This is a genomic window from Micromonospora sp. WMMD737, assembly GCF_049179055.1.
GTDB classification, from domain to species: domain Bacteria; phylum Actinomycetota; class Actinomycetes; order Mycobacteriales; family Micromonosporaceae; genus Micromonospora; species Micromonospora reichwaldensis.
Genome location: NZ_JBMHMH010000001.1, coordinates 152,920 through 175,772, shown reverse-complemented (window position 1 = coordinate 175,772; position 22,853 = coordinate 152,920). Strand labels below are relative to the sequence as shown.

Here is a 22,853-nt window from a genome sequence, read left to right as displayed (position 1 = left end):
GCGTGTGTCCACGGTCACTCTGGGTACCTTCAACTTCGGCGGCCCGACCGACGAGGCCGCGGCGGAGGAGATCATCCACACGGCTCTCGACGCCGGCGTCAACCTCGTCGACACCGCCAACGCCTACCAGGACGGCCGCAGCGAACAGATCCTCGGCAAGGCCATCCGGCACCGCCGCGACGACGTCCTGATCGCCACCAAGTGCTACAACGAGGTCGGGCCGGGGCCCAACGACTGGGGCAACTCCGCGTACGCCGTCAAGCGCGAGTGCGAGCGGTCCCTGCGCCGCCTGGGCGTCGACCACATCGACATCTTCCACCTGCACCGGCACGACCTACGGACGCCCGTCGAGGAGACCCTCGGCGCCCTGACGGACCTCGTACGGGAGGGGAAGGTCCGCTACATCGGCACGTCCACGATGCCGAGCCCGGAGGAGATGGCCGAGCAGCCCGGCCTCGGCGTGGTGCCGACCTGGCGTCTGGTCGAGATGGCCGTGCTGGCACGCGGCTCGCTCGGCACGCCCGGCCCCATCGCCGAGCAGTCGCCCTACAACCTGCTCGAACGCGAGGTGGAGCGGGACATCCTCCCCATCTGCCGCGAGTACGGCGTCGGCTTCGTCGCCTACAGCCCGCTGGCGATGGGGTACCTCAGCGAGCGGTTCCTCGGGGAGCCGCCCGCCGACGCCCGCTTCACCGAATGGTGGTCACCGCGTGGCGCGGTCTGGGAGCCGGTGCAGCGGGCCCTGGCCGCGCTGCTGGAGCTCGCCGCCGCGCACGGGCAGTCGCTGCCCGAGTTCGCCCACTCGTGGCTGTCCGCCAGCAGTGACGTGACCAGCACCATCATCGGTCCCCGGACCCTCGACCAACTCACGCTCGCGCTCAAGGCGACTGAGACCACCGTCGACGCACAGGCCCGTCAGGCGGTCGACGCGATCGTCGCCCCCGGCAGCAGCCTGTGGTTCCGGACCATCGAGCAGGGCCATCGCGGCGCACGTGACAGCGAGGAATCTTGAGCCAGGGCATGAACGACCTCACCTCCCGCCGACCCGTCGTGCTGCTGACCGACGACGGTCTGCTCTCGGAATTCTGGGCGTTCCTGCGCGAGCGGCTGGAGGAGCGCCTGTCCCCGACCTGCGACATCCACTACCTCGACGTACGCGAAGGCGATCTGGCCGCCGTCGACTGGGCCGACGTCGACGCGGTCGCCCTGTTCGGGGGCGAGCTCACCCACGACATGATCGCCGCCGCGACCCGGCTGAAGGTGGTGGCCAGCGAAACCGACACCTGCGGGATCGAGGCCATGGACGCGTTGTGGGACGCGGGCATCCCGTTCGTCGAGGGGACTCCCGGCTGGGGTCAGTCGGTCGCCGAGTGCGGGCTGAGCCTGATCCTGTGCGGGTTGCGTCGCATCCCGCAGTGGCACCACGAGGTCATCACCGGCTTCCGGCCCTGGGACTACCCGTACGTGCAGTTCTGCGACGATCCGCGCTTCGCCAACGGCACCGTGGCGGGCAAGACCGTCGGGATCATCGGGGTCGGCGAGATCGGCGGGCGCATCGCCAGCTGGTGCGCCATGCTCGGCGCGACCGTGCTGGCGTACGACCCGTTCCGCTCCCCGGAGCGCTTCGCCGAGGTCTCGGCGGAGTCGGTGGACCTCGACCGGCTGGTACGGGACTCCGAGATCCTCGTCGTCGCGGCACCGGACACCCCCAGCGTCACCGGCGTGGTCGACCGCGACCACGTCTTCGCCCTGCGCAAGGGCGCCCTCGTCGTGACCGTCACCCGAGCCGCCGCGATCGATGCCGCGGCACTGCGGGAGCGGGTGCTCGCCGACGAACTGGCCTGGGCCGCCGACGTGTACGACGTCGAACCCCTGCCGGAGGGCGATCCCCTGATCGGCAGGCACAACGTGGTCCACCTGCCGCACATCGCGGGACGCACCAGGGACGCCAACATCGCGGTCGCCGACATCGTCGCCGACGACATCCTGCGCGTGCTGGCGGGAGAACAGCCGCGGCACCCGCTGACACCCCAGCGACTGCAGGTCCGGCTCGGCCGCACGCCGGCCGCCCGGCACGGCAAGGACGGTACCGGTGGGTGACCTGGAGAACGGCTGGACGGTCAGCGATGCGTTCCCGGCGGCCGGGCTGAGCCCGAGCGAGCTGACCGCCGGCCTCGACCGCGCGTACGCGGAGACGACCGGTTGGGACGATCCCACGGTGACCCGGCTCGGCTTCGCCATGTCGGCCCCGCACGAGGTGGCCCTCTCCGCCTGGACCCGGTTCCTGGCCCTCAACAGCAACAACGTCGGAGTGCACACCCCCTTCGGCGCCGGGCGCGCCGGCACCCGGCGGCTCGAACGCGAAGCGCTGCTGGGCCTCGCCGGCCTGCTGCACGCCGACTCGGCCGACGGCTACATCACCTCGGGCGCGACCGAGGCGGTGCTCCAGGGACTGCGGATCGGACGCAACGCCGTCCGGGCCGACGCGTCGTCGCGGGTCACCCTCATCACCAGCGAGTTCGCCCACCACTCCGTCACCAAGGCCGCCGAGGTCCTCGGCCTCGACCTGCGCACGATCGCACCCGGCCCGAGCTGGGTCATCGAGCCGGAGCAGCTGGCGCAGGCCGTCGAGGCGGCGATCGCCGCCGGCGCGACCGGCATCATCGTGGCGCTGACGGCCGGCTACTACAACAGCGGCCTGTGCGACCCGGTCGATCAGCTGGCCGCGCTGCTGCGGCGCCGCGCGGTGCAGCTCGCCGACCAGGTGCGGTTCTTCTGCTACGTCGACGCGGCCCACGGCGGCTTCATCTTCCCGTTCAGCGATCCCGCGCTGGCCTTCGACTTCCGCAACGTCGGCGTGCACGCGATGGCCCTGGACCCGCACAAGTCGGGGCTGCTGCCGTACTCGTGCGGGGTGCTGCTCGTCCGCAAGGGCCTGCTGGGACACGTCACCGAGGCGAGCCCGGTCACCGGGATCGTCGACTCGACCCTGACCGGGTCCCGCCCCGGCGCCGCAGCCGCCGCCCTGTGGGCCACCGTCTTCGGCCTCGGCCACTCCGGTTTCACCGCGGCGATCCAGGAGTGCCTGCGTCGCCGGGACCTGATCGCCGACGCGATCCGTGCCGCCGACCCGGAGGCGGAGATCCGGCCGGCACCCGCCTCACCCGTCGTCGTGGCCGGCTTCTCCACACCGGACGGGCTGCTGCCGAAGGAATTCACCGAGCGCTACCGGCTCCTCGCGGTCAGCGCGCCCGCGCCGCAGGGCGGACGCCGCAGCTACCACCACTTCTACGCCGGCCACAGCCTCACCGACGAGCAGATCGCCCGATTCGCCACCGGCTTGTCCCAGGCGGTCGCGCAGGCCAGGGCCGCACGTGCCAGGCCCGGGCGCGGGAAGGCCGACGCCGGTGTGCCGGAGCAGTTGCGTGACATCGCCGCCGACACCGACTGCTTCCGGCACTACATCGTGCACCCGCCGGGCCGCCGCGATCCGGACGAGCCCGGGTATTCCTTCCACACCTTCCTGCACCGCTCCGCCACCGGCGAACCCCTCCAGGTGCGCGAATGGGGCGAGACCGCGACGGGTCGCCAGGCGCACGTCTACGCCCCGGATCTCGCCGACCCGTTCGGCAACGAGCTGTTCGGCGTACGGACCGCCGACTACTACGTCGAAGTGCTCGACCGGTCGCAGCAGAAGCTGTCCCTGGTCGGGGGCGTGCACTTCTGCGTCGGCACCGGTGACCCCGGCGAGCGGGTGCTGATGAACCTGGAGAGCACGGGCGAGTTCCGGTCGCTGGAGTACAAGTTCGGCGAGGGCGAGTTCACCGACGAGATCCAGTGTTTCCGGGACCGCGTCGTGGTGAAGCTCGGCAAGAGTGCCCGTGGCTTCCGGCGGCGCGCCCACAGCGACGAGTACTCGTTCTCCATCGACACGTCGTTCGAGTGCACCGTCGAACTCGCCGACGACGACCGCCCGGCCCGGTTGGACATGCTCCGGGTCAGCGGCGATCCGCTGCTGCCCCGGCGGACACACCTGCTGCGGCAGGAGTACCAGCGGTTCCCGAACCGCTTCTTCGACATCGAGTGCACGGTCGTGGTGGGCGCCCGGTCGCAGGACGCCTGGCGGTTGTCCGACCTGGTCGCCGCGTCGGCGGCGGACGCGCTGGTCGCCCGGTCGGGCCTGGTCGGCCGCTGCGTACCCGACGTGTCCGGGAGCGCCGGCGAGCTGGTCGTGACCACCGCGTCGCTGCCTGCCGGACGGCGTACCCGGATGGCGGTCGACACGGGCGTGGGCCGGCGCATGGCCCGCCTCCTGCCCGTCTTCGACGTCTCCGAACCGGAACGGCTGCGTGTCGACGATGTCGTCGCCGTCGCCGATCACGGCGCCGACCTGATCCGGGCGCACGCGGCGGTACGGAGCACGAACGGCGGCACCGGCACGGTCCTGGCCACCGCGGTCGGGGTCGCGGCATGACCACTTCCTTCATCGGCGCCGACCAGAACGCCGACGACCTCGCCGTGGCCGCGATGGACCCGCTGCGCGCCGACGACGTCCTCGCCGAGTTGCCCGCCGCCAACGAGCGCGCCGACACGGCGTGGATGGTCAAGGCGCTGGCCGACCTCAGCGCCGACTTCGACACGGCTGACGTCCACACGGCCCGAGCCGCCCTGCGGGACCTGGGCTTCCTCGCCGCCTCACTCGTCCGGCACGATCCGGACGCCGACCTGCACGGCATCGAGCCGACACTCCTGCGCCTGGCCGCCGTCGCCGACGAGGTCCCCCGCGACACCGTGTACAGCTACACCACGCGCAACCCGGTCGGCCCCCGCCGCCGTGGCTTCCTGCTCAGCGACGAAGAGCACGTGTTCATCGACTCGGTCGTCGCCGCGACCCAGGCACTGAACCTGGCCGTCGACGACCTGGCCGCCTGCCGCGACCGCGCCGACCTCGACGAGGACGTGCTCCTCGCCGCACTCGGCCAGGTGCACGACGGGGTCGAGGTCCTGCGCAAGAACCTGCGTACGGTCCAGCGGACGATCACCCCCGACTACTTCTCGAACCGGCTCCGGCCCTACTTCCCGTCGATGGACATCGGCGGGAAGGCCTACATGGGTCCCGGCGGCGCCCAGATGCCACTGCTCGTCCTCGACGTGCTCCTGCTCGCGCCGAGCGAACCGGGGCAGCTCGGCGCGTGGCACGACGACTATCTCGTGGAGAACGTGCTCTACCTGCCGCCCACCCACCGGGCGGTGTGCGACGACACGCTCCTGGCGTACCGCAGCGGCAACTCGCCGCTGCTGCGCTGCCTGCTCGAGTCGCCCCGGGTGCGCGCGGAGTACGCCGCGCTGCTCAAGCGCATCCTGCGCTTCCGCTACCCCCACCGCCAGGTGGCCCGGGCCAACATGGCGATCCGGGCCGAAGGCTCGCTGGGCAGCGGCGGTTACACCGTCGAGGCCCTCGACCACCTCATCGAGATCACCACGTCCAAGGCCGCGGTGACGCTGCCGTTGCCCCGACAGCGGAGAGGAAGCGCCGATGACCGCGACCGGTAGTGTGGCGGGCTTCGCCCCCGTACGGGTGGGTTCGGTGCGCGGCGCAGTCCCGTCTGTGCCACCCGTCGCCGGAATCGAGGGCCGGATGCGCCTGCGCTACCCGAACCGGCTCAACGCGATGGCACTGGACCCGAGCAAGGTGCTACCAGGTGCCGGCTCCTACCCCGCCGGTGAGCTGGTCTTCGTCACCGACCTCTTCACGAGCGTCGAGGTCCAGGGCACGGCGTCCGGCGACGGCGTCGAGATCACCGCCGACAGCGCCCGGCCGGTCCTGGGGCGCCACGCCGCGCTGCTGATGCGCCAGGTCCTGGGCATCACCGGCGGAATGCGGATCACGATCCGCTCGCACCCGCTGCCCCCGCACGTAGGTCTCGGCAGCAGCAGCGCCGTCCTCTCGGCCGTGGCCGCGGCGATCAACGAACTGTGCGGTCGGCCGCTGGACCACCGGACGCTGATGCGGCTGCTGGTCGACAACCACGGCGAGGAGATCGACGGCAACGACGACGAGATCATGCCGGTCCAGTGCATCGGCGGCTCGGCCGCCGCCGGTCTGGTACCCGGCGCGATCCAGGTGGTCTCCGGAAACGCCGTCGCGCTGCTGGCCGCCCCCGCGCCGGCCGGACACACGATCGTGCTCGCCGTACCGCCGGACCTGCGCAGCTGGGACGCCTCGGAGAGCCTCCGCGCCGAGGCGGAGAACTTCGACGGGTTCCTGGAGACCGGCCGTCGGTACGCGCCGCAGATCGCCTACCGGTTGCTGCACGAGTGCTGGCCCGACCTGGTCACCGGCACTCCGCGCACCCTCGGGCAGCTCGTCTTCGACTACCGGTTCGAGATGGGCAGCATCCGGAACTGCGCCTTCTCTCACCCCCGCCTGCTGGAGTACGCGGAGCGGGTGCGGCAGCTGTTCGAGTCGGGACAGGCCGCCGTGCTCAGCCTGTCCTCGGTCGGGCCGCTCTTCTTCGCTCTCACCGAGCAGCCCGACGCCGTCGCGGCCGGCTTCGAAGCCGCGGGCCTCACCACGTTCCGCGCGATGCCGTGGGACCAGGGCTACCTGATCGACGAGTGCACGGTGAAGCGCCATGCGCGCGACGGGTGACTACTGGAACCGGCCGGAGGTGGTGACGGCGTTCGCCACGGCGTCGCCGCCGGGATACCTGGCCGACATCGTGCCGCAGGGCGACCCCGGCGCGGTGGCGCTCGACGTCGGCTGCGGTGGTGGGCGGAACCTGCCGCTGCTGGCCGAACGGGGCTACCGGGTCGTCGGACTCGACCTGCACGCCGAGATGGTGCTGCGCGCGCGGGGCGTCGCCCCCGGTGCCGCCTTCTGCCAGGCGGACGTCGCCGCGCTGCCGGTGGCCACCGCGCGGGCCGCGGTCGTGGTGTGTCACGGGGTCCTGCACAACCTGCCCCGGCCGGAACAGGTCTCCGCGGCCATCGGCGAGCTGGGCCGGGTCGTCGCCACCGCCGGCGTGGTGTCGCTGAACATGTTCAGCGCGGCGCATCTGGACCACCGGCTCACCCCGCTCGCCGACGACCGGCACCGGCTCCCCAACGGACAGGTGATGACGCTGCTGCCGCCGGAGCGGATCGCCGCGCTCTGCCGTGCCGCCGGATTCCAGTTCGTCGACGGCCCGTTCGAATACCTCCACGATGCCGACCCCGGCCAGCGCTCAGTCTGGCGGGCCGTCCTGCGACCGACGGGGACCCGATGATCCAGAGCGAAGCAACCCTCCTCGACACCGATCCGGCCGAGCTGGCCGATCCGCACGCGCTGGCGGCACGGCTCGGCGTACGCGCCGGGACCGTCCGGCTGGGCCAGACCAGGATCACGGTGAGCAGCGCCGACCCGCGAGCCATCACGTACCTGCACGACCTGTTCACCCCGGCGAACGACATCTGGGAGCACCTGCCCGACGACTTCTCCCCCTGTTCGCTGGCCGCCGTGAACCTCGCCGTATCCGACGCGTGCTTCGCCCGGCTGGTCGAGCACTACGCGGCGCAGGCAGTCCGGCGACGAGCCGTACACCTGCACGTGGCCGCGCCCGGGATCCGCTACGAGCTGGCCGACGGGACCTGCGCCGTGGTCTCGGAGCCCGACGAGATCGACGGCACCAACCTCGTCGTGCAGTCCCCGCGCGGCCTGGTGTTCGTCACGACCGCGCGCCCCTACGCCCACCTGGCGCTGGCCCGGCACCTGCGCGAGTTCGGCTACCGGCGGGGCGAGAGCGACGGTTGGGCCGGGCTGCACGCGTCCTGCGCGGCCACCCCCGAGGGCAACGTGGTGGTCGTCGGCCGCTCCGGTGCCGGCAAGTCCACCACCGCCCTGGCCCTGGCCGCTGCCTCCGGCTGCGCCTTCGTCGCCAACGACCGGGTCATGGTCCGCGCGGACGGAGAGCAGGTGACGGCCTGCGGCATGCCGGTGCCGATCCGCATCAACGGCGGCACCATGCACGCGCTGGGCCTGAAGGACGCGACCAGCTGGCAGCTGGCCCGCCGGCAGCCGGACTTCGTCACCAGCGACTGGCAGAGCTTCTGCGGAGACTCCAAGCTGAATCTGCTGCCCGTCGAGTGGCGTGCGCGCACCGGCACCCCCCTGGTCCCCTCGGTGCGGCTGGCCGCCATCGTGCTGCCCCGCGTGACGAAGGACTCCGCAGTGCTCAGCGTGCGTCGGGTCGATCCGGACCAGGCGCGCGAGGTGCTCACCGAGCAGCTGATGACTCCAACCGACGACGTGTTCGTCGAGGACTGGCTGCATGCCCGCACCCGCGACCGCGACGAGATCGGCGCCATGGCGGGGCGGACGTTCGAGGCACTCATGCGGTTGCCGATCCTGGTCGCCGAGCTCGGCACCCGCAACACGCTGGTGAACCTGTCCAGCGCCATCCGCGAGGCGCTCGGAACGCTGCGTGCCTGACCTCGCCTTCGCCGCGTTCGACCTGGACGGCACGCTTGTCGACGAACGCGGTGTGCCGATGCCCGGCACGATCGAGGGGCTCGCCCGGCTGCGCGAGCGCGGTCTGGCACTCCTGCTGGTGACGGGACGATCGACGGTGCTGTTCGAGGCGCTCGGCCTACCCGAGCGCCTCCTCGAACTGTTCGGGCCTCGCCTGCTGCTCGACAACGGCAACGTCGAGTACGACCGCGCCGCCGCCCGGGCGACATACCGCCGCGCGCTGCCCCGCGAGGTGCTGCCGACGCTGCTCGCCGCGGGTTTCACCGAGCTGGTCGCGGAGCTGGATCACCGCTATGTCGCGACGTCCCGGCGGGCGTCCACGTGGTTCGCGATGGCGCACCGGCTCCCCCGATCGTCCATCGTCGTCGACCCGCAGCTCGGCGGGAGTGGGCAGGTCGGCTCGGTGCTGGTGCTGGACCGTGTGCCGCTGCCCGAGGGGCTGTTGGGCGGTGCGGTCGAGGCGATCCCGTTTGCCGGCACCGCGGCGAAGCTGCTGCGGCCTGCGGGGACCTGCAAGACTGCCGCGGTGACGGCGTTGCTGGCCGAGCAGGCCGGTGAGGCCGACCTGAAGCGGGTCATCGCGTTCGGCGACGGGCGCAACGACCGGTGCCTGCTGGCTTCATCGGCGGTCGGGGTCGCGGTGGCCGGCAGCCACGCCGACGCCGCTGCACGCGCGACGATGCGGCTGTCGGGCCCGATCGGAGACTTCCTGGCCGCCTTCCACCCGGACACGCTCGTCCGGCGTGACCGGCCCGACGTCGTGGAGGATTGCGCGCACTGACGGTCACCAGCGCCCGAGCAGGACCTCCCGGTCGTCCCGGTTGCGCCAGATCCAGGTGGTGCCGGCCGGCACCTCACCGGTCAGGTAACCGAGGATCGGCTCCCGCTGGTTGTCGCTTTCGAGCTGCCCGATCAGCTTGAGGGCCTCCGGCAGCGGGAAGAACGCCGCCTCGGCGATCTCGTCGTCCTCCGGCAGGGTCTCGCCCTCCCAGTCGTTGATCTCGAACGCGATCGCCAGTGCCGACGGGTACCGCTCGGAGTCGATGTGCATCACGAACGCGGTGGCGACCGGATCGCCGACCACCAGGCCGGTCTCCTCCTGCATCTCCCGCCGCAGCGCCTCGTGGAAGACCTCGCCGTCCTGGACGCCGCCGCCGGGGAGCGACCAGAGCATCTCGCCGTTCGCGCCGAGCTTCTCCCGTACCAGCAGGATCTCGTCGCCTCGCCGGACGATGCCGATGACAAGCTGCACGCGAGAAACAGGCGCCCGGGTCGGCGCTTCAGATTCAACAGAGGTCATAAGCAGAGAATCCTACTGGTCCGCCCGGCGGTGACACTCCCCGGGCGTGCACGTCACCGGCGCCGCGTCGGGCGATGACCGGGGGTGATGCCGCCTCGGGGAAGCACTCCACTCCGGCTCGGCGACAGCTCGTGTACGGTCGACCCTGCCGTGCATGGTTGCCGACCGGGGAGGTGAGTCCGATCAACGCTGTGACAGGTCGGGACTCCCTGCCCCGCATGGTCCAGGGAGCGCCCGCACAAGGCACCCCGAAAGGCCCGCGTTCCCGATGCACATCCGCGAAGAGTTCTTCACCGTCGGTGGCGTTCCCGCTGTCAGGTGGACCCAGGACGACGACACCACCGCCCCTCGCCCGCTGATCCTCCTCGGCCACGGCGGCGGACAGCACAAGACCGCCCCCGGCATCCTGCACCGCGCCCACCGCTTCGTGACCAGCGGATTCACGGCCGTCTGCGTGGACGCTCCGAACCACGGCGACCGGCCGACCGACGACCGTTACCAGGACATCGCCACCGAGATCCAGACCCGCGTCGACTCCGGCGACGAGCTGGCCCCGCTGCTCGCCGAATTCCAGGCCCTCGTCGCCGAGCAGACCGTACCGGAGTGGCAGGCCGTCCTGGATCACCTCGGGTCGGAACCCGTCGGCTACTGGGGAGTGTCGCTGGGATGCGGGCTGGGCGTGCCGTTCGTGGCCGCTGAGCCCCGGGTCCACGCGGCGGTGCTGGGCCTGGGCGGCGCCGCGGCCCCGGCTTGCGCCGCAGCCGCCGCACAGATCACCGTGCCGATCGAGTTCCTGGTCCAGTGGGACGACGAGCGGGTGCCCCGCGAGCAGAGCCTGGCCCTGTTCGCGGCGTTCGGCTCGGCCGAGAAGACGTTGCACGCCAACCCGGGCCGCCACGGCGACCGGCTCCCGGAGCATGAGCTGGACAGCGCGGTCCGGTTCTTCACCCGCCACCTCATGCCGCGCTGACGGCATCGCATCCGCCGAGGTCCCGCTCGACCGACGCTGCCCTGGTGTCGGTCGAGCGGGGCCTGGTGGATGACGTCGACGCTGCACCGACCGGCCGACGACGACCTGAGCGGGCACCTCGACGGGTTCGACCGGTCAGAACGGGGCGTCCACCGGAAGTCGACGCACCTGCGTCAGGTAGGGGTCCAGCTCGCCCACCTCGAACCGGCAGGTGCCGACGACGTGCCAGAACTGACCGCCCGGATCACCGTCCAGCTTGTAGCGCCCGTCCGGGCTGACCTGCCACAGATCCTCGTCCTCCACCCGGCGGCGGACCCTGCCCGGCTCGACTGGATCCAGTCCACCCTGCGACTGATGGCGGTCGAGGCCGACGGCCTGCGCCCCGGCGGCGAGACGGTGATCACCCGCCTCCCCGACGTGCTCGTCGTGCAGGCGCTACGCGCGTGGCTGGAGAACGACCCGGCCGCCCGGTCCGGCTGGCTCGGGGCCCTGCGGGACCCACTGATCGGCCGGGCGATCTCGCTGATCCACCGCGAGCCCGGCCGGAACTGGACCGTCGCCTCGCTCGCCGAGAAGATCCCGATGTCGCGCTCAGCCTTCGCCGCACGCTTCACCGAACTGGTCGGCGAACCCGCGATGAGCTACGTGACCCGCTGGCGGATGCACCTGGCCGCGACGGCGCTACGCGACGAGGGCGCCACCGTGGCTGAACTCGCCAACCGCTTCGGCTACCGCTCCGAGGCCGCGTTCGCCCGGGCGTTCAAGCGGGTGGTGGGCTCTCCACCCGGAGCCGCCCGACGGACACTCCCCGCCCCCAGCCAGCAGACGGGAAGTATCTCGACCACCTACTCGTCGACGAGTGCGGCGACTGGTTGACCTCAGCAGTTTCGAAGAAAACTACGCCATCCTGGGAATCGACGCTGCCGAGCACGGAACCGAGGCCTGAATAAGTCGAGGCGTACGCCGCAATCGTCGAGGTTCAACTTCCGTTCACACTCACTTGACGGCATTGTCAACAACCGACGTTCGGAAGCTTAAAACTCCCGCCGCCCTCGCCGAGCCGCCGTTACACGAGCTGCGACACGAGCGGTTGGCGTGATCGAATTGCGGTCGCGGCAGATTCAGCTTCGCGCGGCCATGCCGCCTTGCCGCCGACAGTCGCCAGGGACCAGTCCCTACCGCCGACTGGAGGCGCGATCGAAACGCCACCGGGTCGCGGTCATCCCGTCCGAGCCATAGCCGAAGGCCTGGACCGGGCAGATCTGGTAGAAGGCGTACTCGGGCGAGCCGGGCAGGCTCCTGTCGTAGGCTCGGCCGTCCCGGACGTCGAACGACCAGCGGCACTTCGCCTCGAAGGCGGCGGCCACCCGGCGCAGCATGGTGTCGCCGGAAACCCGGTGAGCTTCGCCCTTCACCACCAGGTCGAGGTCCTCGTCGCCGACCATGATGACACTGTGCGGGTTCCGGGCCAGGTTCCGGCCCTTGCGGGTGTTCGGACGGCTCGCAACGCACGGCACCTCGTCCACCAGTACCAACATCACTGGCGCGGCGTGCGGATGGCCGTCGGGTCGCACCGTCGACAGCCAGCATTTGGGGGCCGACCGCAGGCACGCCAGTGCCTGACTCCAGGGCTTCACGGTCGCCGCGTCGGTGCTGAACGGTGTCGCATCCTCCGGCTGGAAGAGCAGCTCAGCGATCGGCGCGTCGACCGTGACGACGGATCCTCGGGTATGTCGTGCTCGTCGTGCAGGCGCCACCATTGGCAGGGCTGGGCCTGCGGCCAGCCCTCTGGCGAGTTCTTCCAGGTCTCCTGCCACGCGCAAGGTTTTCAGCGCGGCATGCCAGTCCTCGGTCGGCACGATCAGCGGATGGTTCACGCGGTCCTCCTTTTCGGCTGTGCGGCTGGAGCGGGGAGGGAACAACAGCCCTGTTGCTAATGACGTTGGCCAATTCGAAGCTAACACGCGTACCCGTCTCGCGCATGGCGACCGGAACCTTCAACCGCGTCTTGACCATGAATACGGGGCCGAGATTCGTAGGCGTTGCAGAACGGGTTCGCGCTACTGCTGGACATAATTCAACAGCGTGTCGAGTTGCTCGACGAGTGCAGCCAGGAGATCGACTACTCTGCGCGGTTTCTGCTCTTGGAGCCCGCCGGAGATGGGCCGCCCGCTCCCAGTGCGCGCCCACCGCGCCGGGCAGCACGCGCCCCGGCCCTGATCACCGCCCCGACTGCGCCGGCCCAGCTCTGACACGTGGCCGGGCACCGACGCCGCACTCCGCCCATGCCTACTGCGATCCATATGCACTTGCATAGGATTGGCGACTATGGAGAGGCCGGCACCGACACGTCGTGTTCCAACCGAACTCGTCGTACGCCGCTCCAGCGAGCACCGTCGGAACTGACCGGCGCCACGGCAGCCCGCCCCCCGGTCCACGCCGCCACCTTCCGCCCTGGTCCGCCGAGCTGACGGGCCGAACACCACCTGTGAGAAGGTGCACGACAAGCGGACGGAGCATCACATGACAGAGATCGACCTGCCTCTGCCTCCCGTTGTGGATGCCGAAGCGTGGGCGGAAGCGCGGCGCGTGCTTCTCCTGCAGGAGAAGGCGCTCACGCGGATGAAGGACTCCGTCGCGGCCATGCGGCGGCGGCTGCCCGTCGTGGAGGTCACCACCCCCTACGTCTTCGAAGGGGCCGAAGGCCCGGTGAGTCTCCTCGACCTCTTCGGAGACCGGCCGCAGCTCATCGTGCAGCACTTCATGTTCGCCGGAGACTGGGAGGAAGGATGTGACGGCTGTTCGATGATGGCCGATCACATCGGCCCGCTCAGCCACCTGCAGGCGCGACGCACATCGTTCGCGCTCGTGTCCCGTGCACCGGTCGAGAAGCTCACGGGCTTCCGAACGCGGATGGGATGGAAACTGCCGTGGGTGTCTTCCGGAGGGACGACCTTCAACGACGACTTCGGTGCCACCCAGGACGGTGAGGAACGGCAGGCGATCAGCGTCTTCATCCGACGCCGCGACCGCATATTCCATTCATGGTCGACGTTCGCCCGGGGCGAGGAGCCGTTCATGCTCGTCTTCGACCTCCTCGACCTCACCCCCTACGGGCGACAGGAGTCCTGGGAGGATTCCCCCGGAGGATGGCCGCAGGAGCCGACCTACTCCTGGATGCGGCTGCACGACCGTTACGGCGCCGAGGCCGACCCGTGCGCACACCACGCAGCACCCTCGCACCCCTGACGCGTCAGGTCTCCGGCCTCGACATCGGCCAGTGGTCCCAGCGCCTGGCACAGGATGTCCAGCCGCGCGCCGAGGTGGTCAGTTCTGGAGTGCTCGTTGCAGGACGGCGCGAAGGTGCTCCGGGTCGGCGGGTCCGTTGTCGAGGAGTATCGCGGTGCAGAGCCCGTCGGAGGCAGCCACCACTCCGGCGATGGCGACGGGGTCGTCGGTGAGGGCGGCGCACAGTTCGGCGACGTTCTCCCGCCACCGGCGCGCCACGGGCCGCAGCACGGGCCTGCGGGCTGCGAGGGTGGCGAGTTCCCGTTCGGCCAGCGCACGCTCGCGGCCCGCGCCGGCGGTCTCGGCGATGAGTTCGGCCAGGCCGGCGAGCTTGTCGCCGGGGCTGTCGATGATCTGGCGGATACGGGTGGTGTAGTCGTCGGCGACGCTGGTCAGGGCGGCGACGAGCAGGTCGTCGAGGGTGGTGAAGTAGTAGGTGCTCAAGGACGTCGTGATGCCGGCCTGCTTGGCGACGGTGCGGTGGGTGACGCCTGCGGCGCCGTCACGGGTGACAACCGCCAGGGTGGCCTCGATGATCTCGGCCCGGCGTCTCGCGCCGCGGGCGAAGCGTCCGTCGGCGGGTTCAGGATCGTCCCTGTCGGTCATCTCCACCTCCTCACGACTTCCAAACCGAGGATAGTCGGACCATCGTTCAAACGTCGGCGTCGGTGTGCTGCGCCCGTCCGAGTTGGGGCACGTGGCGCAGCATGCGCAGGCACAGCACCGTGGCGGCGGCGATCGAGAACCCGGCGACCACGGTGGCGACGTTCAGCCCCGTGGTGAAGGCGAGCTGGGCATCGACCAGCGCGGCGGGTGGGAGGTCGTCGGCGATCGCGACGGCGCTGCTGAGGCTGTCGATCAGCGCCGTCGCTTCCCCGTCGGACAAGCCGGCTGGCACGGTCAGGTGGGTGCGGTAGATGGCGGTGGTCAGGCTTCCCAGGATGGCCACGCCGATGGCGATGCCGAGTTCCTGGACGGTTTCGGACAGCGACGCTGCCGAACCGGACTTCGCCGCCGGTGCGGCGCCGACGACGATGTCGGTGCCCAGGGCGGCGATCGCGCCCAGGCCGAGGTAGACGAAGGCGAACCCCACGGCCACCGGCAGCTCGTCGTCCAGGCCGGCGGTAGCCAACAGGGCGTAGCCGACCAGCGAAACGCCGAGTGTGCCGCCCATGACGTAGCCCGGCCGGATGCGTCGGGCGAGTACGGGCGCGCCGATGCCGGCGGCGAACATGGCCAGCGCGGGCGGCCCCATCCACAGGCCCGCCACGAACGGGCTCAGCCCTTCCACCAGTTGCAGGTACTGCGTGACGAGGTACATGGTGCCGCCCATTCCTAAAAGTCCGACCAGCAGCACGGTCAGCGCGACGCTGAATGCCCGGTTCCTGAAAAGGGAGACATCCAGCAGCGGGTCGGCCAGGCGGGATTGCCGGCGCCAGAACGCCGTGCCGGCGATCACCCCCACCACCACGGCGATGACGACGCTGGCATCGAAGCCCTCGCCGGCAGCGTGTTTGATGGCATAGACGATCGGAAGGATCGCCGTCAGCGACAATGCCACGCTGGTCAGGTCGAGCCGACCGGCATGCGGGTCCGCGTACTCCGGCAGCAGCGCCCGCCCCAACAGCACGATCACCGCGACCGGCACCGCGAACAGGAACGCGGCACCCCACCAGAAGCGGTCGACAAGCACACCGCCGACGATCGGCCCGGCCGCCATCCCGGCGGCGAACATCGTGGCCCACACCCCGATCGCCACCGCGCGCTGCTGCGGGTCAGGGAACATGTTCGAGATCAGCGACAGCGTGGACGGCATCAGCGTCGCACCAGCGATCCCCAGCAGGGCGCGTGCGGCGATCAGCAGCTCGGCGCTCGGCGCGAACGCCGCGAGCACCGAGACCGCCGCGAACGCAGCGATCCCGATCATCAGCAACCGGCGCCGCCCGACACGGTCCCCCAGGGTGCCCATCGTGACGAGGAACCCGGCCAGCAGGAAGCCGTAGGCATCCATGATCCACAGCGTCTGCGTCGCCGACGGCGCGAGGTCGGCCGCCATGGCCGGCAGCACCAGATACAGCACCGTCACGTCCAGTCCCAGCAGAAACGTGGGAAGCGCCAACAGGGCCATCCCCGCCCACGCCCGCGTGCCCGCGGGTGCGGTGGCTCGTCCGCTCATCAGCTCCTCCTCGTTCGACCTGCAAGCAGTTGTACGCTAGTTCAATTAGTACTACCGTACAACTAGCTAGGTGAGGCGGAGGGCTGCGCCAGCGCCGAGGAACGTCGAGGTGCGGCCGTGGGTCACGTCGGTCGGGTTGCGGCCGGCGCCGGAGGCCCAGGCCAGCCGGTCAGGAAATTCTGCGTGGCCGGGCTGTGCTGGCGGGCGTCGTTGAACTCGCCGTTGGCCGCGTTGCAGTGCGTGAACAGGTTGCAGGCGCCGTTCCAGTCGATGAACCGGTCGCCGTTGTTCGGGCCGTTCGCCGTCACGTCACCCGGCAGCACGTCCCGGTCCCGGCCGCCGCAGATCCAGTCGGCGCCGTAATGGTGCTGGTTGTCGGCCACGGCGTCGTCGGTCAGGTTCGTCATCTCGAACCACAGGCACGGGTCGACCGCGCCCGACGCCAGGTCCGCCGGCCAGCGTCAGACCGAACGGTCGGCACGGTCGGACCGGGTGGGCCGAGGGAGTTGTGCGGTGGGCCGCACCGCGCCCTCCCCGCCGTTCCGGGCGGGCCGCCGGACCGACGGCCCGCCCGGGTGAGCCCGGACGGTGGCGGCTGCCGGCGGCGCTGGCCGCCACGCCTCCGGGCCGGCCCCTCCCCGACCGCCGAGTGGCGCCCGTGGGGGCGTGACGGCGGACGGCAACGCCGCTAGCCTCGGTCTGTGGACCGGTGCGACGAGTGCGGCTTCGACCATGCCGGCGTCTCCGCCGACGCACTGCCGCCGTTCCTGCGCACGCTCGGCGGGCGATACTCAGCCGCCCTCGCCGAGGTGCGGCAGGTGCGCCGGCGACCGGCCGAGGGGGTGTGGTCGCCGCTGGAGTACGCCTGCCACGTCCGCGACGTGCTCGGCGTACAGGCCGAACGCCTCGCGCTGGCGCTGCGCGTCGAGGAGCCGGAGTTCGCCCCGATGGGACGCGACGAGCGCGCCGTGGCGGAGGCGTACAACGAGCAGGATCCCGCGACCGTGCTGGCGGCACTGGGCGCGGCCGCCGACGACCTGGCCGCCCGGTTCGGCGCGCTCGGTCCTGCGGAACTCGCCCGCACCGGGGTCTACCCGTGGCCGCGACCGCAGGCCCGCACGCTGCTGTGGCTCGGCCGACACACCGCCCACGAGGGCGAACACCACCTGCTCGACATCCGCCGCGCCGCGCGGTCGGAGGCACCCCGCTAGGTCATCGGGACCGCGTCGTTGACGCACTGGTCCGGAGGTCGGCCTGGCGGGCGCCGCCGAACGCCGAGCAGACGTGGGACGACCTGCTCCCGCCAGCCTGGCCGGCTCGCGGTTGCCGACCCGACGTCAGGCAGCCAGGGGAACCGATGATCCGCTCGCCCGGCTCCGGCACCTCGGCCGCCACCCCACCAGGGCACCGGGCCACCAGGAAGCGGCCGGTCGGCAGAGGCCCGAGCACGCAGGACTGACGTATATCAATGTAGGGTTTCATCGATGTGATGGGTCGCTGGCGACCTGTCGGGGCAACGCCGCCTCCACCGTACGAAACCGACGATGTCCAGGGAGAGCAGATCATGAACGAGAATCGGGTGGGGCGGCTACGGACGCGATGGCGGCGGGCAGCCCGAGCCGCCGTCGCGACAGCGGCCGCTGTCGGGATCACCGTGCTGGCAATCGGAGTCACGGCGGGCGCGGCCACGGCGGGCGTCAGTTCTGCCGACCGGGGCACGCCGAACGCCTCGGTCGCCGCCGGGCCGGTGTCCCGGGTCGCCGCGGGCAACCTGCACACCTGCGTGATCCGCACCGACGGCGCACTCTGGTGCTGGGGCAACAACTTCTACGGCCAGCTCGGCGACGGGACCTCCACGGACCGGACCGCTCCGGTCCGGATCGGCGACGCCACCACCTGGGCGCGCATCGACGCCAGCATCAGCACCACCTGTGCGGTACGCACGGAGGGAACGCTGTGGTGCTGGGGCAGCAACAACAACGGGCAGCTCGGCGACGGGACGACCACGAAACGCAGCAGCCCCGTACGGATCGGCAACGCCACCACCTGGGCCAGCGTCAGCACCGCCACCAACCACACCTGCGCCGTCCAGACCACCGGCACCCTGTGGTGCTGGGGCCAGAACCGCCACGGGCAGCTCGGCACCGGCGCGAGCCCCTATCAGGCGACCGCCCCGGTGCAGGTCGGCACGGCGACCACCTGGGCGAGCGTCACGACCGGGTACGCGCACACCTGCGCCACCCGCACCGACGGGACCCTGTGGTGCTGGGGCAGCAGCTCGGACGGGCAGCTCGGGCTCGGCATCCGCGACTACCGGGCGACGCCGACGCAGGTGGGCACCGCGACCACGTGGACCGGCGTGACGGCCGGGTACGTGCACACCTGCGCGGTCCGCGCCGACGGGACGCTGTGGTGCTGGGGCGAGAACGGGTACGGCCAGGTGGGTGGGGGCGTCGGCTTCCAGACCACCCCACTCCAGGTCGGCACCGGCACCACCTGGGCGAGGGTCGAGACGAGCATCGACTCGTCGTGCGCGACGCGTACCGACGGCAGCCTGTGGTGCTGGGGCAACAACGCGTCCGGGCAGCTCGGCGACGGCACCACCACCCACCGGTCGACCCCGACCCGGGTCGGTAGCGCCACCACCTGGACGGACAGCCTCGCCGCGTCCTACCACGCCTGCACGCTGCGCGCCGACGGCAGCCTGTGGTGCTGGGGCGACAACTCGTTCGGGCAGCTCGGCGACGGCACCACCACCCACCGGTCGACTCCGGCACAGGTGGCCTTCTCCAGCTGACCGCCGCCGGTGGACGAGCGGTGCCGTCGGTCCGCGCCGCCGCGGACCGACGGCACCGCACCATCGGCCGGTCCCCGAGTCGGTCGCGGCGACCTCGTCACCGTGCTTCAGACCCTCGATCGGCTTGCTACTCAGCCGGTGACCGGAGCCGCGACCGACCGGGGTCGGATCTCGTTGCATCAATACTTAAGTATCTTTATAGTTCGATGGCACCAGATTCCCTCCCCGACCACCGGAGGTGCCCCGTGCGACTTCGCGGCAGAACGATCCTGGCCGCCGGCCTGCTGGCGGCGATGGCGCTGGCACCGCTGACCCTGACCGGCACCGCCGGCGCGGCAGCGGCACCGACCGCGAGCTTCACCAAGGTGAACGACTGGGGCTCCGGCTGGGAGGGCAGCTACCGGATCACGAACTCCGGAAGCAGCACGATCACCTCATGGCGGCTGGAGTTCGACCTGCCCGCCGGCACCACCCTTGGAACGTACTGGGACGCGCTGCTCACCAGCAGCGGCCAGCGCCACACCTTCACCAACCGGTCCTGGAACGGCACGGTCGCCCCGGGCGCCTCCGTCACCTTCGGCTTCGTCGCCACCGGCACCGGCACCCCGACCGGCTGCACGCTCAACGGCCAGCCCTGCGCCGGCGGCACGACGCCGCCCACCACCCTGCCGCCGACCACCGCGCCGCCGACCACTCCCCCGCCGCCGACCACTCCCCCGCCGCCGACCGCACCGCCCACGACGCCGCCGCCGACCGGCGTCTCGCCGGTCGCGGCCAACGGCCAGCTCCGGGTCTGCGGTCGCCAACTCTGCAACCGCGACGGCCGGGCGATCCAGTTGCGCGGCATGAGCACGCACGGCATCCAGTGGTACGCGAACTGCGCCACCCCGGCCTCCCTGGACGTGCTCGCCAGGGAGTGGAACGCCGACGTGCTGCGCATCTCGATGTACATCCAGGAGGGCGGGTACGAGACCGACCCGCGCCGCTTCACCGACCTCGTGCACCAGTACATCGAGCTGGCCACCGCCCGGGGCATGTACGCCGTCGTCGACTGGCACATGCTCAGCCCCGGCGACCCGAACCACAACCTGGCCCGGGCGCGCACCTTCTTCGCCGAGATCGCCGACCGGCACAAGGACAAGGTCAACGTGCTCTACGAGATCGCCAACGAGCCCAACGGCGTGGCGTGGAGCGCCATCAAGAGCTACGCCGACCAGGTCATTCCGGTCATCCGCAGCCGAGACCCGGAGGCCGTGGTGCTGGTGGGCACCCCCGACTGGTCCTCCCTCGGCGTCTCCGGCAGCGGCGGCGGGGTGGACACGATCGCGGCGAACCCGGTCGCCGGCGGCAACCTGATGTACGTATTCCACTTCTACGCCGCCTCGCACGGCAACGCGTACTACGACACCTTCGCCCGGGCCGCCGACCGGCTGCCGCTGTTCGTCACCGAGTTCGGCACCCAGGACTACTCCGGTGACGGCCCGAACGACTTCGTCATGGCCCAGCGCTACCTCGACCTGATGGCCAGCAAGAAGATCAGCTGGACCAACTGGAACTTCTCCGACGACTTCCGTTCCGGCGCGGTCTTCACCACCGGCACCTGCGGCAGCGGCCAGTTCGGCGGCACCAGCCGCCTCAAGCCGGCCGGCGCCTGGATCCGCGACCGCATCCGCACCCCCGACACCTTCCAGTAGTGCCTGGTCCAGGCTTCTTGCGTGTCGCTCGCACGGACGCCATGGCGGTGTCGGCTGCGGTGATTGGATGAGCGGGAAGTCGCCGTGTGCGGGCGCGGTCGAAGGACTCCGCGGCAGGGGTTTCTGCGGGGTTGCGCCGGTCGGGCCAGCGGACGACCGGCCTGCGGTCTCCGGGTGGGCTGAGCGTTCCGCTTCGTCGGTTCGGCTCGGCGCGCACGTGCACGAGGATGTGGTTCGGCGTCACCGGTGTGTGACGCCACCACCGCACCGAGCCGGGCGCGTCGACCGGGAGCGCCTCGATCGTCGCGTCCGCGCGTGCCCAGGCCGGTGCCACAGGCCGATCCGGCGGTCACCAAGGCCCCGTGCCTGACCAGCCAGAGCAGCTTCGTGCCGGTCGGCACGAGCGGGCGTCGAACGGCGCACTCCGACGGCCCGTCGAGCTTCCCGAGCAGCGCCTCCCGCGGCTACCGATGGGATTCGCCTTGGCGTCGAGGTCTGTCATGTCGCCCAGGCTCTCGCGGTGGGTGATCGCGCCAAGTCCTGCGCAACGCCAAGCAGAGGGCTGGCGCAAACAGGTTTGCTGTGGAAACCTATTGCTATGACCACTGACTCGTTGTCCGCCGGCGATGACCCTCATCGCCTCCTCTCCGACGTGCGCGACCTGGCCGGCCGCGTGCGCCGCGACCAGCGCCTGACCTGGGTCGCGCTGCTGGTGCTGGCCGCAGTGACCCTCGTGGCCGTCCCGTTCGACTGGCTCTTCATGAAGGTGCAGTGCGACGGCGATGGCTGCTCGTTCGCGCGCCGGGGCATGCTCTACTACTGGCCGCTGGCGCTACTGCTCGCCTACACGGCGATCGCCGTCAGCTACGTGCGGGCCGCCCGGGCGCGAGGGCTGGGTGCCCGCGTGCTGCCGTACGCGATCACCGGCGCCGCGACAGCCATCGTGTTCACGGCCGCGTACACGGCGGCGGCCGCCTACCTCCCGAGCCACCCGCCTTTCGGGGGCGGCCCGATGCCGTTCTGGTGGATCGTGCTGGACCGGCTGATCGCACCGTGGGGTCTGATCGGGCTTGCGCTGCTGGTGCTGGCCCGCCTGGAACGCAACGTCGCGCTGCTGCTGTTCACCCTGGGCTACCTGGCGCTGGTGCTGCTGGTATTGCCGACGACCGAGGGCGTGGGACTGCCCGATTGGGTGATCCCGTCGTTCGTGTCGGGGGCGGACAGCCAGCTCCGGCTGTCGATGACGTCACCCCAGCTGGTCACCGGCGCCGTGCTCCTGGCGGGCGGGATCGGCTTTTCACAGGCGCGCCGGAGGCAGCGGTGACTGCCGAGGCCGACACCCCGGACCCCTCCGACCACCCGGTCACCGGCCTCAACGAGGTCGTGCACCAGCGGGTGCGGCTGGGCATCCTCGCCATCGCGCACGAGGCACGGCGCGTCGAGTTCGGCTACCTGCGCACCCAGCTCGACCTGACCGCCGGCAACCTCTCCAAGCACCTGACCGTGTTGGAGACGGCCGGCCTGATCGACATCGAGAAGGGCTACGAGGGCAGGCGTGGCCGCACCTGGATCACCCTCACCCCCGAAGGCAGGACCGCCCTCGCCGAGGAGATCGGCCGCCTCAAGGTGCTGATCGCCCGTGTCGAAACCACCACAGAGGGCAGACGAGCCTGAGCTGCGGGGCGCTCAGGGCCGTCGGGAGTCGAGCAGCGCGATCCTGCGCGCCCCGGCCGTACGTCGGTAGCTGGCGTCGAGCAGCTCGCCGACCTCATCCCAGCCGGTGTCATCGGTCAGGTCCACCCCGACCCACCCGTAGGCACCCAGGTAGGCCGGCACGAAGCAACGGTCCTCCGCCAGCAGCGCCGCGCGCTCGTCGGGGTCGACCAGCACGATCAGCGACTGTTCGTGCTGTTGATGGACGCCGTCGACCTTCACCGCTCCCCCGTAGTAGGCGAAGACCTTGGTGGTGTAGAAGGCGGGACGCCCGTGGGAGATCTTCTCGGCCGCGTCGGGAAAGGCCAGGGCGAGCGTCCGCAGTCGGTCCAGAAGCGGATCTGACTCGTCGAACATGATGGGATGCGGCATGTCAGAAGGTAAGCACATCCTGGGGGGCCACGGA

Annotated in this window: 23 protein-coding genes; 16 read left to right on the top strand and 7 right to left on the bottom strand. The window is 71.0% G+C overall.

What is annotated here, in order from left to right; translation table 11 throughout:
- Nucleotides 1-4: 4 nt before the first annotated feature.
- The 8 genes from ACN27A_RS00795 to ACN27A_RS00760 are packed head-to-tail and all read left to right on the top strand — an operon-like array spanning nt 5 to nt 9,290.
- Nucleotides 5-1,012 carry an aldo/keto reductase gene (locus tag ACN27A_RS00795; RefSeq protein WP_421448960.1) on the top strand — a complete coding sequence of 336 codons (1,008 nt, stop codon included), beginning with the start codon at nt 5-7 and terminating at the stop codon, nt 1,010-1,012.
- Nucleotides 1,009-2,100 carry an NAD(P)-dependent oxidoreductase gene (locus ACN27A_RS00790; RefSeq protein ID WP_421448959.1) on the top strand — a complete coding sequence of 364 codons (1,092 nt, stop codon included), beginning with the start codon at nt 1,009-1,011 and terminating at the stop codon, nt 2,098-2,100. The genes ACN27A_RS00795 and ACN27A_RS00790 overlap by 4 nt, the downstream gene beginning before the upstream one ends.
- Nucleotides 2,093-4,474 (top strand): pyridoxal phosphate-dependent decarboxylase family protein, encoded by a 2,382-nt coding sequence (locus ACN27A_RS00785; RefSeq protein WP_421448957.1) that lies wholly within the window; start codon nt 2,093-2,095, stop codon nt 4,472-4,474. Before ACN27A_RS00790 ends, ACN27A_RS00785 begins: the two co-directional genes overlap by 8 nt.
- On the top strand, nt 4,471-5,553 hold the full coding sequence (locus ACN27A_RS00780; protein WP_421448954.1) for a monodechloroaminopyrrolnitrin synthase PrnB family protein: 1,083 nt from the start codon (nt 4,471-4,473) through the stop codon (nt 5,551-5,553). Before ACN27A_RS00785 ends, ACN27A_RS00780 begins: the two co-directional genes overlap by 4 nt.
- A complete protein-coding gene (locus tag ACN27A_RS00775; RefSeq protein ID WP_421448953.1) occupies nt 5,537-6,652 on the top strand; it encodes a hypothetical protein in 1,116 nt (371 codons plus the stop codon). Before ACN27A_RS00780 ends, ACN27A_RS00775 begins: the two co-directional genes overlap by 17 nt.
- Nucleotides 6,636-7,268 (top strand): class I SAM-dependent methyltransferase, encoded by a 633-nt coding sequence (locus tag ACN27A_RS00770; RefSeq protein WP_421448951.1) that lies wholly within the window; start codon nt 6,636-6,638, stop codon nt 7,266-7,268. Before ACN27A_RS00775 ends, ACN27A_RS00770 begins: the two co-directional genes overlap by 17 nt.
- A complete protein-coding gene (locus ACN27A_RS00765; protein WP_421448950.1) occupies nt 7,265-8,470 on the top strand; it encodes a hypothetical protein in 1,206 nt (401 codons plus the stop codon). The genes ACN27A_RS00770 and ACN27A_RS00765 overlap by 4 nt, the downstream gene beginning before the upstream one ends.
- Nucleotides 8,463-9,290: an HAD family hydrolase gene (locus ACN27A_RS00760; protein WP_421448949.1), complete on the top strand. Its 828-nt coding sequence runs from the start codon at nt 8,463-8,465 to the stop codon at nt 9,288-9,290. Before ACN27A_RS00765 ends, ACN27A_RS00760 begins: the two co-directional genes overlap by 8 nt.
- Nucleotides 9,291-9,293: 3 nt before the next feature.
- Here the strand turns inward: ACN27A_RS00760 and ACN27A_RS00755 are convergent, their stop codons facing one another.
- Nucleotides 9,294-9,761, bottom strand: coding sequence for an NUDIX hydrolase (locus ACN27A_RS00755; RefSeq protein ID WP_421448948.1), 468 nt, complete (start codon nt 9,759-9,761; stop codon nt 9,294-9,296).
- A gap of 316 nt (nt 9,762-10,077) precedes the next feature.
- Between ACN27A_RS00755 and ACN27A_RS00750 the strand changes: the two genes are divergently transcribed.
- A complete protein-coding gene (locus tag ACN27A_RS00750; RefSeq protein WP_421448947.1) occupies nt 10,078-10,779 on the top strand; it encodes an alpha/beta hydrolase family protein in 702 nt (233 codons plus the stop codon).
- Between the two features lie 135 nt (nt 10,780-10,914).
- Here ACN27A_RS00750 and ACN27A_RS00745 read toward each other — a convergent pair whose 3' ends face one another.
- On the bottom strand, nt 10,915-11,082 hold the full coding sequence (locus ACN27A_RS00745) for a hypothetical protein (RefSeq protein WP_421458741.1): 168 nt from the start codon (nt 11,080-11,082) through the stop codon (nt 10,915-10,917).
- On the opposite strand from ACN27A_RS00745, the gene ACN27A_RS00740 reads away from it, so the two are divergent.
- Entirely contained in the window at nt 11,002-11,655 is a 654-nt protein-coding gene (locus ACN27A_RS00740) for an AraC family transcriptional regulator (protein ID WP_421458337.1), read from the top strand. The genes ACN27A_RS00745 and ACN27A_RS00740 overlap by 81 nt on opposite strands.
- Before the next feature lie 299 nt (nt 11,656-11,954).
- Here ACN27A_RS00740 and ACN27A_RS00735 read toward each other — a convergent pair whose 3' ends face one another.
- Nucleotides 11,955-12,656 (bottom strand): pyridoxamine 5'-phosphate oxidase family protein, encoded by a 702-nt coding sequence (locus ACN27A_RS00735; RefSeq protein WP_421448946.1) that lies wholly within the window; start codon nt 12,654-12,656, stop codon nt 11,955-11,957.
- A 646-nt stretch (nt 12,657-13,302) separates the two neighbouring features.
- Here ACN27A_RS00735 and ACN27A_RS00730 point away from each other — a divergent pair.
- Nucleotides 13,303-14,028: a DUF899 domain-containing protein gene (locus tag ACN27A_RS00730; RefSeq protein WP_421448944.1), complete on the top strand. Its 726-nt coding sequence runs from the start codon at nt 13,303-13,305 to the stop codon at nt 14,026-14,028.
- 78 nt (nt 14,029-14,106) lie between these two features.
- Here the strand turns inward: ACN27A_RS00730 and ACN27A_RS00725 are convergent, their stop codons facing one another.
- The 3 genes from ACN27A_RS00725 to ACN27A_RS00715 form a co-directional block, all read right to left on the bottom strand.
- Complete coding sequence (locus tag ACN27A_RS00725; RefSeq protein ID WP_421448942.1) at nt 14,107-14,673, bottom strand: TetR/AcrR family transcriptional regulator; 567 nt, start codon at nt 14,671-14,673, stop codon at nt 14,107-14,109.
- A 46-nt stretch (nt 14,674-14,719) separates the two neighbouring features.
- Nucleotides 14,720-16,243 (bottom strand): MFS transporter, encoded by a 1,524-nt coding sequence (locus tag ACN27A_RS00720; protein WP_421448940.1) that lies wholly within the window; start codon nt 16,241-16,243, stop codon nt 14,720-14,722.
- Between the two features lie 122 nt (nt 16,244-16,365).
- Nucleotides 16,366-16,650 carry a hypothetical protein gene (locus ACN27A_RS00715; RefSeq protein ID WP_421448938.1) on the bottom strand — a complete coding sequence of 95 codons (285 nt, stop codon included), beginning with the start codon at nt 16,648-16,650 and terminating at the stop codon, nt 16,366-16,368.
- Between the two features lie 294 nt (nt 16,651-16,944).
- On the opposite strand from ACN27A_RS00715, the gene ACN27A_RS00710 reads away from it, so the two are divergent.
- The 5 genes from ACN27A_RS00710 (at nt 16,945) to ACN27A_RS00690 (ending at nt 22,408) form a co-directional block, all read left to right on the top strand.
- Nucleotides 16,945-17,454, top strand: coding sequence for a DinB family protein (locus ACN27A_RS00710; RefSeq protein WP_421448936.1), 510 nt, complete (start codon nt 16,945-16,947; stop codon nt 17,452-17,454).
- A gap of 353 nt (nt 17,455-17,807) precedes the next feature.
- Nucleotides 17,808-19,040 carry an RCC1 domain-containing protein gene (locus ACN27A_RS00705; protein ID WP_421448934.1) on the top strand — a complete coding sequence of 411 codons (1,233 nt, stop codon included), beginning with the start codon at nt 17,808-17,810 and terminating at the stop codon, nt 19,038-19,040.
- Nucleotides 19,041-19,333: 293 nt separating this feature from the next.
- Nucleotides 19,334-20,734 (top strand): cellulase family glycosylhydrolase, encoded by a 1,401-nt coding sequence (locus ACN27A_RS00700; RefSeq protein ID WP_421458335.1) that lies wholly within the window; start codon nt 19,334-19,336, stop codon nt 20,732-20,734.
- Nucleotides 20,735-21,332: 598 nt separating this feature from the next.
- Nucleotides 21,333-22,058 (top strand): hypothetical protein, encoded by a 726-nt coding sequence (locus ACN27A_RS00695; protein WP_421448932.1) that lies wholly within the window; start codon nt 21,333-21,335, stop codon nt 22,056-22,058.
- A complete protein-coding gene (locus tag ACN27A_RS00690; protein WP_421448929.1) occupies nt 22,055-22,408 on the top strand; it encodes a transcriptional regulator in 354 nt (117 codons plus the stop codon). The genes ACN27A_RS00695 and ACN27A_RS00690 overlap by 4 nt, the downstream gene beginning before the upstream one ends.
- A gap of 12 nt (nt 22,409-22,420) precedes the next feature.
- On the opposite strand, the gene ACN27A_RS00685 is transcribed toward ACN27A_RS00690, so the two are convergent.
- Nucleotides 22,421-22,819, bottom strand: coding sequence for an MmcQ/YjbR family DNA-binding protein (locus ACN27A_RS00685; protein WP_421448927.1), 399 nt, complete (start codon nt 22,817-22,819; stop codon nt 22,421-22,423).
- Nucleotides 22,820-22,853 lie beyond the last annotated feature (34 nt).

Excerpts from the sequence above, each read along its gene's own strand:
- ACN27A_RS00685 (WP_421448927.1), bottom strand. The coding sequence starts at position 22,819 with ATGCCGCATCCCATCATGTTCGACGAGTCAGATCCGCTTCTGGACCGA.
- ACN27A_RS00780 (WP_421448954.1), top strand. The coding sequence starts at position 4,471 with ATGACCACTTCCTTCATCGGCGCCGACCAGAACGCCGACGACCTCGCC.
- ACN27A_RS00765 (WP_421448950.1), top strand. The coding sequence starts at position 7,265 with ATGATCCAGAGCGAAGCAACCCTCCTCGACACCGATCCGGCCGAGCTG.
- ACN27A_RS00700 (WP_421458335.1), top strand. The coding sequence starts at position 19,334 with ATGGCGCTGGCACCGCTGACCCTGACCGGCACCGCCGGCGCGGCAGCG.
- ACN27A_RS00705 (WP_421448934.1), top strand. The coding sequence starts at position 17,808 with ATGAACGAGAATCGGGTGGGGCGGCTACGGACGCGATGGCGGCGGGCA.
- ACN27A_RS00750 (WP_421448947.1), top strand. The coding sequence starts at position 10,078 with ATGCACATCCGCGAAGAGTTCTTCACCGTCGGTGGCGTTCCCGCTGTC.
- ACN27A_RS00720 (WP_421448940.1), bottom strand. The coding sequence starts at position 16,243 with ATGAGCGGACGAGCCACCGCACCCGCGGGCACGCGGGCGTGGGCGGGG.
- ACN27A_RS00770 (WP_421448951.1), top strand. The coding sequence starts at position 6,636 with ATGCGCGCGACGGGTGACTACTGGAACCGGCCGGAGGTGGTGACGGCG.
- ACN27A_RS00715 (WP_421448938.1), bottom strand. The coding sequence starts at position 16,650 with ATGACGAACCTGACCGACGACGCCGTGGCCGACAACCAGCACCATTAC.
- ACN27A_RS00725 (WP_421448942.1), bottom strand. The coding sequence starts at position 14,673 with ATGACCGACAGGGACGATCCTGAACCCGCCGACGGACGCTTCGCCCGC.
- ACN27A_RS00730 (WP_421448944.1), top strand. The coding sequence starts at position 13,303 with ATGACAGAGATCGACCTGCCTCTGCCTCCCGTTGTGGATGCCGAAGCG.
- ACN27A_RS00775 (WP_421448953.1), top strand. The coding sequence starts at position 5,537 with ATGACCGCGACCGGTAGTGTGGCGGGCTTCGCCCCCGTACGGGTGGGT.
- ACN27A_RS00695 (WP_421448932.1), top strand. The coding sequence starts at position 21,333 with ATGACCACTGACTCGTTGTCCGCCGGCGATGACCCTCATCGCCTCCTC.